7 protein-coding genes are annotated in these 13,170 nt (G+C 71.9%); 5 read left to right on the top strand and 2 right to left on the bottom strand.

Features of this window, described 5'->3' with window-relative positions; translation table 11 throughout:
- Positions 1–241 precede the first annotated feature (241 nt).
- From SCA03_RS17970 to SCA03_RS17950, 5 genes are all read left to right on the top strand, one after another.
- Complete coding sequence (locus SCA03_RS17970; protein ID WP_086815559.1) at positions 242–1,570, top strand: NAD(P)/FAD-dependent oxidoreductase; 1,329 nt, start codon at positions 242–244, stop codon at positions 1,568–1,570.
- 316 nt (positions 1,571–1,886) lie between these two features.
- The gene (locus SCA03_RS17965) at positions 1,887–3,629 is read left to right on the top strand and encodes a pyruvate dehydrogenase (protein ID WP_030882358.1); all 1,743 of its coding nucleotides are present in this window, start codon (positions 1,887–1,889) and stop codon (positions 3,627–3,629) included.
- Positions 3,630–3,698: 69 nt separating this feature from the next.
- Positions 3,699–6,575, top strand: coding sequence for a DNA primase (gene dnaG / locus SCA03_RS37010; protein WP_030882361.1), 2,877 nt, complete (start codon positions 3,699–3,701; stop codon positions 6,573–6,575).
- 135 nt (positions 6,576–6,710) lie between these two features.
- Positions 6,711–8,075: an RNA polymerase sigma factor gene (locus SCA03_RS17955; RefSeq protein WP_371863954.1), complete on the top strand. Its 1,365-nt coding sequence runs from the start codon at positions 6,711–6,713 to the stop codon at positions 8,073–8,075.
- Between the two features lie 287 nt (positions 8,076–8,362).
- A complete protein-coding gene (locus tag SCA03_RS17950; RefSeq protein WP_030882367.1) occupies positions 8,363–9,166 on the top strand; it encodes a S1 family peptidase in 804 nt (267 codons plus the stop codon).
- A gap of 85 nt (positions 9,167–9,251) precedes the next feature.
- Here the strand turns inward: SCA03_RS17950 and SCA03_RS17945 are convergent, their stop codons facing one another.
- Positions 9,252–11,261 (bottom strand): ABC transporter ATP-binding protein, encoded by a 2,010-nt coding sequence (locus tag SCA03_RS17945; protein WP_086815560.1) that lies wholly within the window; start codon positions 11,259–11,261, stop codon positions 9,252–9,254.
- Positions 11,258–13,075, bottom strand: a complete 1,818-nt coding sequence (locus SCA03_RS17940; protein ID WP_078873269.1) for an ABC transporter ATP-binding protein — start codon at positions 13,073–13,075, stop codon at positions 11,258–11,260. Before SCA03_RS17940 ends, SCA03_RS17945 begins: the two co-directional genes overlap by 4 nt.
- Positions 13,076–13,170 lie beyond the last annotated feature (95 nt).

Below are 13,170 nucleotides of genomic sequence, written 5' to 3'. Positions count from 1 at the left end.
CGTGCACACGTCCCACTTCCGCCCGCCTCTTCCCGCACCCGGGGCGATGCGGGAGGCTCGCCTGTGGACGGACGGGGGCGGCGTGCTCCGGGCAGCCGGACGACCGGGCACGAAGGCGACCGGGAAACCGTGGTGACGGCACGGGCGGCGGACCGGAGGAGGGCACCGGGGAGCGAGCCGGGGGACGGGGGACGACGGGGAGGCAGGCCCGCAGCGGGCAGCGTCAGCGAGGAGGCTTCAAGTGGTCGACGCACACCGTACGTTCGTCATCGTCGGAGGAGGGCTCGCCGGGGCGAAAGCCGCCGAGACCCTGCGCGCGGAAGGGTTCACCGGCCGCGTCATCCTCATCGGGGACGAGCGCGACCATCCCTATGAGCGCCCCCCGCTCTCCAAGGGCTATCTGGCCGGCTCCGACGAGCGCGGCAGCGTCTTCGTGCACGAGCCCGCCTGGTACGCGAGCGCCGACATCGAACTGCACCTGGGGCAGCCCGCCGTCCACCTCGACCGCGAGAAGAAATCCGTACGCCTCGGCGACGGCACCCGCGTCCACTACGACAAGCTGCTGCTGGCCACCGGGGCCGAACCGCGCCGGCTGGAGATCCCCGGCACGGACCTCGTCGGCGTCCACCATCTGCGCCGGCTCGCCCACGCCGACCGGCTGCGCGGCACCCTGAGCGCGCTCGGCCGGGAGAACGGCCATCTGGTGATCGCCGGGGCCGGCTGGATCGGTCTGGAGGTCGCCGCCGCCGCGCGCACCTACGGGGCCGAGGTCACCGTCATCGAGCCCCGGCCCGGCCCGCTGCACACCGTCCTGGGGCCCGAGATGGGCGCGCTCTTCGCGGATCTGCACCGCGAACACGGGGTGCGCTTCCACTTCGGCACCCGGGTCACGGAGATCACCGGCGAGGACGGCCAGGTCTCCGCCGTACGCACCGCCGACGGCGACGAGCACCCCGCGCACGACGTGCTGGCCGCCATCGGCGCCGCCCCGCGCACCGCGCTCGCCGAGTCCGCCGGCCTCGCGCTCGCCCCCGGCGGCCCGGACGGCCCGGGCGGTATCGCCGTGGACGAGGCGCTGCGCACCAGCGACCCGGACATCCACGCGGCCGGGGACGCGGCGGCGGTCCGCTACCCGCTCCCGGCGTCCGCGGACGGCACGCACGCGCCGGGCGAGTGGCTGCGGGTCGAGCACTGGGCCAACGCCCTCAACGGCGGTCCCGCCGCGGCCCGTTCGATGCTCGGCCACCAGGTGCGCTACGACCGCGTCCCGTACTTCTTCTCCGACCAGTACGACCTCGGCATGGAGTTCTCCGGCCACGCCCCGCCCGGCTCCTACGACCAGGTGGTCTGCCGGGGCGATGTGGGCAAGCGCGAGTTCGTCGCGTTCTGGCTGCGCGGCAACCGCGTGCTGGCCGGGCTCAACGCCAACGTCTGGAACGTCACCGACGAGGTGCAGGCGCTCATCCGCAGCGGCGCCCCCGTCGACCCGCTGGCCCTGGCGGATCCGGGTGTACCTCTCGCCGCACTGGGCACCCAGGACGCCGGCACCCGGAACGGGACGCCGGCCTAGGGAGCGCCACCGCACCCCTGTCCGCTCGGAGGCGGACGGGGTGCGGTGGCCACGCCCCGGGCGGTGCGGCCTGAACCGGTGGTGAGCCGTCCGGCAGCGGCCCGGCCCGGTGGTGGCCCTCGGGCGCGGGCGCAGCCGGGGCCGCGCCCGCGCCGGGAGCCCGCAGGCCCGTGTGCCCCGTCGGCGGCACCGGCGGATCGCTGGTGATGCCGCCGAGGGGCATCCGGGATAAATTGCGGACGAACCGGCACATAGGGCGCCCGGGGTGCACCGGGTACGCCGGGCGCACCGGACAGCGAGCAAGGGACGCGTGAGCATGCCGAAGCAGACCGTGGCCGAGCAGTTCGTCGACACCCTGGCGCGCTCCGGGGTGCGCCGGCTGTACGGGGTGGTGGGCGACAGCCTGAACCCGATCGTCGACGCGGTCCGCCGCACCTCCGCCATCGACTGGGTCCAGGTGCGCCACGAAGAGGCCGCCGCCTTCGCCGCCGGGGCCGAGGCCCAGCTCACCGGGACCCTGGCCGCCTGCGCCGGCTCCTGCGGCCCCGGCAATCTGCACCTGATCAACGGCCTGTTCGACGCCCACCGCTCCATGGCCCCGGTGCTGGCCCTCGCCTCGCACATCCCCAGCAGCGAGATCGGCACCAGCTACTTCCAGGAGACCCACCCCGAGCGGCTGTTCACCGAGTGCAGCCACTACAGCGAGCTGATCTCCACCGAGCAGCAGATGCCGCGCGTGCTCCAGACGGCCATCCAGCACGCCGTCGGCCGGCAGGGCGTCAGCGTCGTCGCCCTGCCCGGCGACATCGCGGCCCGGCCCGCGCCCGAGAGCCCCGAGGAGCACGCGCTGGTCACCTCGCGCCCCCGGGTACGCCCCGGCGACGCCGAGATCGAGGCGCTGGCCCGCATGATCGACAAGGCCGAGAAGATCACCCTCTTCTGCGGCCGGGGCACCGCCGACGCGCACCAGGAGGTCATGCACCTCGCCGAGCTGCTGAAGTCGCCCGTCGGCCACGCCCTGCGCGGCAAGGAGTGGATCCAGTACGACAACCCCTACGACGTCGGCATGAGCGGGCTCCTCGGCTACGGCGCCGCCTACGAGGCCACCCAGGAGTGCGACCTGCTCATCCTGCTGGGCACCGACTTCCCCTACCCGGGCTTCCTGCCCAAGAACAACCACATCGTCCAGGTCGACGTCCGCGCCGAGCACCTCGGCCGCCGCTCCCAGCTCGACCTCGCCGTCTGGGGCGACGTCCGCGAGACCCTGCGCGAGCTGATCCCCAGGATCCAGCCCAAGACCAGCCGCCGCTTCCTGGACCGGATGCTCAAGAAGCACGCCGACGCGCTGGAGGGCGTCGTCAAGGCGTACACCCGCAAGGTCGACAAGCACGTACCGATCCACCCCGAGTACGTGGCCTCCATCCTGGACGAGGAGGCCGCCGAGAACGCCGTCTTCACCGTCGACACCGGCATGTGCAACGTGTGGGCCGCCCGGTACCTCACCCCCAACGGCCGCCGCCGCGTCATCGGCTCCTTCAGCCACGGCTCGATGGCCAACGCCATGCCGCAGGCCATCGGCGCCCAGTTCCTCGACCGGGACCGCCAGGTCGTCTCGATGTCCGGCGACGGCGGCTTCTCCATGCTGATGGGCGACTTCCTCACCCTCGTCCAGTACGACCTGCCGGTGAAGGTCGTGCTGTTCAACAACTCCTCGCTCGGCATGGTCGACCTGGAGATGATGGTCGACGGCATGCCCTCCTACGGCACCAGCACCCCCAGCACCGACTACGCCGCGATGGCCCGGGCCGCCGGGGCGCACGCCGTGCGGGTCGACAAGCCCAAGCATCTGCGCGGCGCCCTGCGCGACGCCCTCAAGCACAAGGGCCCGGCACTGATCGACATCGTCACCGACCCGAACGCGCTCTCCCTGCCGCCGAAGATCACCCGCGAGCAGATCAGCGGCTTCGCGCTCTCCGCGAGCAAGACCGTCCTGGACGGCGGCGTCGGCCGCATGGTCCAGATGGCCCGCTCCAACCTGCGCAACATCCCCCGCCCCTGATCACCGCCCGGTCTCCGGGCCGAGCCCCTGCCCGGCCGTCCCGTCGGTGGCGCGCCGTAGACTTCCCACGTGGCCGGCAGGATCAATGACGAGGACGTGAAGGCGGTACGGGACGCGGTCCCGATCGACTCCGTCGTCTCCGAATACCTCCAGCTCCGCAACGCCGGCGGCGGCAACCTCAAGGGCCTGTGCCCCTTCCACGACGAGAAGTCCCCGTCCTTCCACGTCAGCCCGAGCAAGGGCTTCTACCACTGTCTCGCGGGGGAGACCCGGGTGCTGACCTGGGAGGGCGTCAGGCCGATCCGTGAGCTGGCCGGTGGCACCCATCGCGTCCTCACCCGGAGCGGCAACTGGTACGAGGCCCCCTTCCGGTCCTTCGGCGTCCAGCCTCTGATGAAGATCACGCTGAGCCGCAACGGGCAGACGAAGGTGATCCATGCCACGCCGGAACACCGCTGGTTCGTCCGCTCCGGCAAGAGCCAGCGCGGGCTGCGGGAGGTCATCACCTCCGAACTCCGTCCCCAGCACCGGCTCGGCCATGTCTTCCCCGGCTCGCGGGTCCGGCGCACAACGCCTTCGCCGTTCGGTATCGCGCACGGCATCACCTACGGCGACGGCACGCTGAACGGCACCGGAGCCATGGCACAGCTCGATCCCGTGAAGGACGCCGAGCTGCTCACCTGGTTCCCGCACAGCGCGCAGACGCACAGCGAGCGGCAGATCCAGATCCACCATCTGCCGAAGTTCTTCAAGTCGCCGCCGCCGCTGGACGAGTCCGTGCCCTACCTGTACGGATGGCTCGCGGGGTACGTCGCGGCCGACGGGCACGTCGCCAAGGACGGCACGGTCATGCTCCACTGCGCCGAGCGGGAGACCCTGGAGTATGTGCGTGCCGTCTGTACGAGACTCGGCATCGGCACCTACGGCATCACCGAGCAGGTACGGGAGGGCTTCCCCGGCCGCGAGGCCAGCCCTGTCTACCGCGTGCACTTCCTCAACGAGGACCTCACCGAGGACTTCTTCCTCCACTCGGCACACCGCAAGCGGTTCGTGGAAGCGGACAAGAAGTTCACCCGGCGCGGCTGGGTCGTGCAGTCGGTCGAGAGCACCGAGCGGGTCGAGGAGGTCTTCTGCGCGACCGTCGAGCAGGGGGCGGCGTTCGTCCTGGAGGACAACATCCTCACGGGCAACTGCTTCGGCTGCGAGGAAGGCGGGGACACCCTCGACTTCGTCATGAAGGTCGATCATCTGTCCTTCTCCGAGGCGGTCGAGCGGCTCGCGGCGCGGGCCGGGATCACGCTGCGGTACGAGGAGGGCGGGTACGGCCGGGCCTCGCAGCAGGGAGAGCGGACCCGGCTGGTCGAGGCGCACAAGGTGGCGGCGCGGTACTACGCCGAGCAGCTGGACGGGCCGGAGGCCGAGCCGGCGCGCAGGTTCCTGGGCGAGCGCGGGTTCGACCAGGAGGCGGCGCGGCACTTCGGCATCGGGTACGCGCCGGCGGGCTGGGATCATCTGGTGCGGTATCTGCGCGGGCAGGGGTTCACGGACCGCGAGCTGACGGCTTCCGGGCTGGCGCAGGAGGCGCGCAACGGCCGGCCGATCGACCGGTTCCGCGGCCGGCTGATGTGGCCGATCCGGGACATCACGGGCGACGTCGTCGGCTTCGGCGCCCGCAAGCTGCGCGAGGACGACCAGGGGCCGAAGTATCTGAACACGCCCGAGACGCCGATCTACCGCAAGTCCCAGGTGCTGTACGGCATCGATCTGGCGAAGCGGGAGATCGCCAAGGAGAACCGCGCGGTGGTGGTCGAGGGCTACACCGATGTCATGGCCTGCCATCTGGCCGGGATCCGGACGGCCATCGCCACCTGCGGCACCGCGTTCGGCGGGGAGCACGTCAAGATCCTGCGCCGGGTGCTGATGGACAACTCGCAGTCGGAGGTGGTCTTCACCTTCGACGGCGACGCGGCGGGCCAGAAGGCAGCGCTGCGCGCGTTCGAGGACGACCAGAAGTTCGCGGCGCGCACCTGGATCGCGATCACACCGGGCGGGATGGACCCGTGCGATCTGCGGCTGGCGCAGGGGGACGCGGCGGTGGCCGAGGTCGTCGAGGGCCGCACCCCGCTCTTCGACTTCGCGATGCGGTCGATCGTCGACCGGCACAACCTGGATACGGCGGGCGGGCGTTCGGCCGCGCTGGAGGAGGCCGCGCCGGTGGTGGCGCAGATCAAGGACGGCGCGCTCCAGCACGAGAGCGCCGTGCGGCTGGCCGGGCTGCTCGGCATCGTCGACGAGCAGTTCGTCGTCCGCCGGGTCGCGCAGCTGGCCCGCTGGGCGCGGGAGCGGGGCCGTGCCGCGCCGCAGCAGGGCGGGCGCAACGGCCAGGGGCAGCGGCCGGGGCCTGGCGGTGCCGGTGCGCAGGCGGTGGCCGCTCCGCCGGTGCGGCGCGGCCCGGATCTGCATCTGCGCAGCCCGGCGCACCGTGTGGAGCGCGAGCTGCTCAAGCTGGCGCTCCAGCGGCCGGAGCTGGTCTCGCCGGCGTTCGACGCCTACGAGCCGGACGAGTTCACGGCCCCGCCGTACGCGGCGGTGCGGTCGCTCATCGAGGCGGCGGGCGGCGCCGAGGCGGGCGTGGGGGACGGCGGGTATCTGGCCCGGGTGCGGGACGCGGCGCCGGACGACGGCGTGCGCGCCCTGGTGACGGAGCTGGCGGTGGAGCCTCTGCGCGCGGCGCGGAACCGCGAGCCGGACGAGGCGTACGCGGGTGAGCAGTTGGTGGCGGTGCGCCGGGCGGCGGTCAACGCACGCATCGCGGAGCTGGAGGGCGTGGCCCGTCGGCTGGAGGCCCGGCGGGACGTGGAGCAGTCGGCGGCCGTGCGGCAGCAGATCTGGACGCTCCAGCAGTACGGGATCGCCCTGCGCGAGCACGGGGCCGGGGCGCTCTGAGCCCCTCCGCCCGGGGCGGCCGGGGCGGATGTGCCGGCTGTGGCGACACCGCGTGCGCACCGCGTCACGTTCGGCCCAAAAACTGTACGCACGACCCTCGTGGCGGCGGTGTGTCGTACTCCACACTGGTTTGCGGTGCATGAGTCCTCGGAGCGGGGTGGTGCCGGGCGCGCCGGTCGTGCCGGCCCTGTCGGCCGCACCGGCCACGAGAGGCCGCGGTGCCCCGCGCACTCGCACATGACGTACGGGATGGAGCGCGGCCGGGCCGCAGCCGTCCCCGTCTCGCACGCCGCCCCCGAACCGGCAGCGATCACCCTGGAGGTCGCCCCCGTGCAGACCCGGACCCTGACCCCCGCGGCCACGGCCGCCCCCGCAGCCCCGCCGGTCGCTCCGCTCCCGGCGCCGCCGGCCGTTCCGCTTCCGCCGCCCGGTGCCCCGGCCGGCCTCGTGCCCGCCCAACCGGGCCCGCCGGGGCTGGAGTCGGACCCGCCGCCGGCGCTCGCGCCGTCGCCGGTGCCGGTGGAACAGCGGGAGCCGGCGGAACCGGAACCTGCCGGGCCCGCGGCGGTACGGGCCGAGCAGCCGTCGGGCCCGTCGGCCGATCTGTTCCGCCAGTACCTGCGGGAGATCGGCCGGATTCCGCTGCTGTCGGCGGCGGAGGAGGTGGAGCTGGCGCGCCGGGTGGAGGCGGGCCTGTTCGCCGAGGAGAAGCTCGGCCGGGAGACGGGCCTGGACGAGCGGCTGGCGCTGGACCTCGACCGGATCGTGGTGCTGGGCCGGGTGGCCAAGCGGCGGCTGATCGAGTCCAATCTGCGGCTGGTCGTCTCGGTGGCGAAGCGGTACGTGGGCCGCGGGCTGACCATGCTCGACCTGGTGCAGGAGGGCAATCTCGGCCTGATCCGCGCGGTGGAGAAGTTCGACTACGCGCGTGGCTACAAGTTCTCCACCTATGCGACGTGGTGGATCCGGCAGGCGATGTCCCGCGCGCTGGCCGACCAGGCCCGCACCATCCGGGTGCCGGTGCATGTGGTGGAGCTGATCAACCGGGTCGTGCGGGTGCAGCGCCGGATGCTCCAGGAGAGGGGCTACGAGCCGTCGGCCGAAGAGGTCGCCGCGCAGCTGGAGTTGACCGAGGAGCGGGTGACGGAGGTGCTGCGGCTGGCGCAGGAGCCGGTCTCGCTGCATGCGCCGGTCGGCGAGGAGGACGATGTCAGCCTGGGCGATCTGATCGAGGACGGTGACGCTCCCTCGCCGGTGGAGTCGGCCTCGTTCCTGCTGCTGCGCCAGCATCTGGACGCCGTGCTGAGCACGTTGGGGGAGCGGGAGCGCAAGGTCGTGCAGCTGCGGTACGGCCTCGTCGACGGCCGGCCCCGCACGCTGGAGGAGATCGGCCGGCTGTTCGGGGTGACGCGGGAGCGGATACGGCAGATCGAGTCGAAGACGCTGACGAGGCTGCGCGAGCACGCCTTCGCGGACCAACTGCGCGGCTACCTGGACTGATCGGTTCGGCCGGCGGTGGTGCGGGTGTCGCCGCCGGCCCCCAACCCCCCTGTGGGGGATGTCTGTTGCACATGCGTGCGACACGACAGGCACCCTTGTCAGGGTGTTCGAAACCTCACCATAATCGCGGCAGCATTTCCGGCGCTGCCGCGAGGTGGCAGGACATCCTTCCGTGCTCCCGGATGATCCCGCCGTGTCCGTTGTCATGTGCCTGGCATAAATGGCAGGTGCGGCGGATGCCCCGACCGGCGCCGGACCCTGCACAACCCCCCACGAGAGGACATCCGTTGAAGAACACGGTCAAGCACGTCAAGAGACTCGCCGCCGTCGGCACCGTCGCCCTCGCCGCGTTCAGCCTGAGCCCGAACGGCGCCACGGCCGCCCCCGCCGAGCACCACGGCAGCCAGCCCGGCACCCGTATCGTCGGCGGAACCCCTGCCGAGCAGGGCGAGTTCCCGTTCATGGTCCGGCTCTCCATGGGCTGCGGCGGCTCGCTGGTGGAGAAGGACGTCGTGCTCACCGCGGCGCACTGCGTGGACGGCAGCGGCGACGACACCAGCATCTCCGTCACCGGCGGCGTGGTGGACCTCGACAGCCCCGACGCCGTCACGGTGAAGTCCACTAAGGTCATCCAGGCGCCCGGCTACGACGGCAACGGCAAGGACTGGGCCGTCATCAAGCTGGACAAGCCCATCGACCAGCCGACGCTGGCCATCGCCGAGACCGACGCCTACAACAACGGCGACTTCCAGATAGCCGGCTGGGGCGCCGACAAGGAAGGCGGCGACCAGCAGACCAAGCTCCTCAAGGCCGAGGTGCCGTTCGTCGACGACGCCACCTGCAAGAGCGCCTACTCCAACCTCATCGAGGACGAGGAGATCTGCGCGGGCAAGCTCGACACCGGCGGCATCGACTCCTGCCAGGGCGACTCCGGCGGCCCGATGTTCCGCAAGGACGACGCCGACCAGTGGGTCCAGGTCGGCATCGTCAGCTGGGGCGAGGGCTGCGCCCGGCCCGGCAAGCCCGGTGTCTACACCGAGGTGAGCACCTTCGCCGGCGACATCAAGAAGGCGGTCGGCGAGCTGGGCTGACCCCGCTCGCACCCGGAGACCTCTCGTGCCCGTACACCCCCGTGGGCGTACGGGCACGAGTGCGTCCGGCAGGCGCCCCGGGGCCTCAGTCCACCTCGGCCGCCGCCTGCGCGAACTGCGCGTTGTACAGCCGTGCGTAGGCGCCGTCGCGTGCCAACAGGCTCTCGTGGTCGCCCTGTTCGACGATCGAGCCGTTCTCCATCACCAGGATCACGTCCGCGTCCCGGATGGTGGAGAGCCGGTGGGCGATCACGAAGCTGGTGCGGTCGGAGGCCAGCCGCGCCATCGCCTGCTGGATGAGCACCTCGGTACGGGTGTCGACCGAGCTGGTCGCCTCGTCCAGCACCAGGATCACCGGGTCGGACAGGAAGGCGCGCGCGATGGTGATCAGCTGCTTCTCGCCCGCGCTCACCCCGGAGCCCTCGTCGTCCAGCACGGTGTCGTAGCCGTCCGGCAGCGTGCGGATGAACCGGTCGGCGTGCGCGGCGCGTGCGGCCTCCTCGATCCGGGCACGGCTCACGCCCTCGCCGCCGTTCTCGGTGACGGCCGGCCCGTTCGCCGCGCCGTAGGCGATGTTCTCCGCGATGGTGCCGCCGAACAGCCAGGTGTCCTGGAGCACCATGCCGATCCCGGCACGCAGCCGCTCGCGCGGCATCCCGGCGATGTCGGCGCCGTCCAGCAGGATGCGCCCCTCGTCGGTCTCGTAGAACCGCAGGAGCAGATTGACCAGCGTGGTCTTTCCGGCTCCCGTCGGTCCGACGATGGCCACCGTCTGGCCCGGTTCGACGGTCAGCGACAGATGCTCGATCAGCGGGGTGTCCGGGTCGTAGCGGAACGAGACGTCCCGCAGCTCCACCCGGCCCCGGGCGTCGCGGGGCGCGTCCACCGGCCGCTCGCGACCGCCCTCCGGCCCCGGCCCGGGCACCCGCTTCGGCTCCTGCCCCGGCTCCTGCTCCTGCTCCGGCGACAGCTCCTCGGCGTCCAGCAGTTCGAAGACGCGCTCGGCGGAGGCCACCCCGGACTGGATCAGGTTCGCCATCGACGCCACCTGCGTCAGCGGCTGGCTGAACTGCCGCGAGTACTGCACGAACGCCTGCACGTCACCGATCGACAGGGAGCCCGAGGCGACCCGCAGCCCGCCGACGACGGCCACCAGCACATAGTTGAGGTTGCTGACGAACATCATCGCGGGCTGCATGATCCCGCTGATGAACTGCGCCTTGAACCCGGCCTCGTAGAGCGCCTCGTTCTGCTCGTGGAAGGTCTCCGCCGCCTCCTTCTGCCGGCCGAAGACCTTCACCAGCGCATGCCCGGTGTACATCTCCTCGACGTGCCCGTTCAGCCGCCCCGTGGACTTCCACTGGGCGACGAACTGCGGCTGGGCCCGCTTGCCCACCCGCGTCGCGACGAGCGCCGACAGCGGCACCGTGACCAGCGCGACCAGCGCCAGCAGCGGCGAGACCCAGAACATCACCGCCAGCACACCGACGATCGTCAGCAGCGAGTTGACCAGCTGGCCCAGGGTCTGCTGGAGCGTCTGGCCCAGATTGTCGATGTCGTTGGTGACCCGCGAGAGCACCTCGCCGCGCGACTGCTTGTCGAGGTAGGACAGCGGCAGCCGGGACAGCTTCGCCTCGACCCGCTCCCGCAACCGGAAGACCACGTTGTTGATCATCCGCACGGAGATCCGCCCGGAGACCGCCATCAGCACACCCGCCAGCGCGTACACCACGAGCACGAGCAGCAGCACCCGGCCGACGGCGGCGAAGTCCACGCCCTGGCCCGGGGTGAAGTCCGTCCCCGAGAGCATGTCGGCCGCGCCGCCCTCCCCGGACCGGCGCATCCCCTCCAGCGCCTGCTCCTTGGTGACGCCGTCGGGCATCCGCTGCCCGATGAAGCCCCCGAAGACCAGGTCGGTGGCCTTCCCGAGGATCTTCGGCCCCGACACGCTCAGCCCGACGCTGACGACGAGCACCAGCAGCATCAGCAGCAGCCGGCCGCGCTCCGGCCGGAACTGCCGCAGCAGCCGCTTGCCCGAGCCCTTGAAGTCCATGGACCGCTGCGGCGCACCGGCCGCCCCTCCCGGCCCGCTCATGCGCTTCCCTCCGCTTCGGGACCCGTCCGTGGAGCGGGTGCGGTCATCGAGGCCGCGCGCTGCCGGGCGCCGGGGCCCTCTCCCGCCGCCTCGCTCTCGGTGAGCTGGGAGAGCACGATCTCCCGGTAGGTCTCGTTGTCCGCCATCAGCTCCGCGTGGGTGCCGCGGCCCACCACACGGCCCTCGTCGAGGACGAGGATGCGATCGGCGTCCCGGATGGTGGAGACGCGCTGCGCGACGATCAGCACCGTCGCGTCCGCCGTCCGCCGGGCCAGCGCGGCCCGCAGCGCGGCGTCCGTGGCGTAGTCCAGGGCGGAGAAGGAGTCGTCGAACAGATAGATCTCCGGCCGGTGCACCAGCACCCGGGCGATCGCCAGCCGCTGGCGCTGCCCGCCGGAGACGTTGCTGCCGCCCTGCGCGATCGGCGCGTCCAGACCGCCGTCCATCCGCTCGACGAAGTCCCGGGCCTGCGCGGTCTCCAGGGCGTCCCACAGCTCCTCGTCGGTGGCGTCCGGCCGCCCGTAGCGCAGATTGGACGCGACGGTCCCGGAGAAGAGGTACGGGCGCTGCGGCACCAGGCCGACGGTGCGCGCGAGCACCTCCGGGGCGAGGTCGCGCACATCGTGCCCGTCGACCAGGACCGTGCCCTCGGTGGCGTCGAACAGCCGGGGCACCAGCCCGAGCAGCGTCGACTTGCCGCTGCCGGTGGAACCGATGACCGCGGTCGTCTCGCCGGGCCGGGCCTCCAGATCGACGTCGTGGAGGACGGGGGCCTCGGCGCCCGGGTAGCCGAACCCGGCGCCGCGCAGCCGGAGATGACCGTGGACGCGCGGCTCGCGCACCGGGTCGGCGGGCGGCACCACGGTGGAGTCGGTGGACAGCACCTCCTGGATGCGCTCGGCGCACACCTCGGCCCGCGGCACCATCATGAACATGAAGGTGGCCATCATCACGGCCATGACGATCTGCATGAGGTACGAGAGGAACGCGGTCAGCGCCCCGACCTCCATGGCCCCGCTGTCGATCCGGTGCGCGCCGAACCAGACCACCGCGACGCTGGAGAGGTTCACCACGGTCATCACGACGGGGAACATCAGCGCCATCAGCTGCCCGGTGCCCAGCTGCACCCGGGTCAGCTCGGTGTTGGCGGAGTGGAACCTGCGCTGTTCGTAGCCGTCCTTGACGAAGGCCCGGATGACCCGCACCCCGGTGATCTGCTCGCGCAGGATCCGGTTCACGTTGTCGAGCCGGTCCTGCATGGTGCGGAACAGCGGCCGCATCCGCCGCACGATCAGCATGACGGCGACGCCCAGCACCGGGACGACTCCCAGCAGCACGGCGGAGAGCGGAACGTCCTGGCCGAGCGCCATGAAGATGCCGCCGAAGCACATGATCGGCGCGGCCACCATCAGCGTGAAGGCCATCAGCACCACCATCTGCACCTGCTGCACGTCGTTGGTGGTGCGGGTGATGAGCGACGGCGCCGAGAAGTGGCCCACCTCGCGGGCGGAGAAGGACTGGACGCGGTCGAAGACGTCGGAGCGGATGTCCCGCGCCACGGCGGCGGCGGTCCGCGCCCCCAGGAAGACCGCGCCGACGTTGCAGACGAGCTGCACCACGGAGACGGTCAGCATCCAGCCGCCGTGCCCGAGGATGTAGCCGGTGTCGCCCTTCACCACGCCCTTGTCGATGATGTCGGCGTTCAGGGTGGGCAGATAGAGCGAGGCACAGGTCTGCACGAACTGGAGCAGAACGAGAAGCGCGATCGGCTGCCGATAGGAGCGCAGCCGCGCGCCGAGTAGGCGTATCAGCACACGGAGTTCCTCGGTGGCTCAGTGAGGGTGACGGATGAAGGAGCGGCCCCGGGCGCCGGACGTGCGGCGAAAGGCGGGGCTCTGGTCGGGCATTG

The sequence above is a fragment of the Streptomyces cacaoi genome, from assembly GCF_006539165.1.
GTDB classification, from domain to species: domain Bacteria; phylum Actinomycetota; class Actinomycetes; order Streptomycetales; family Streptomycetaceae; genus Streptomyces; species Streptomyces cacaoi.
Note: the sequence above shows the minus strand (reverse complement) of the source record. Positions and strands in the feature narration are given on the sequence as shown.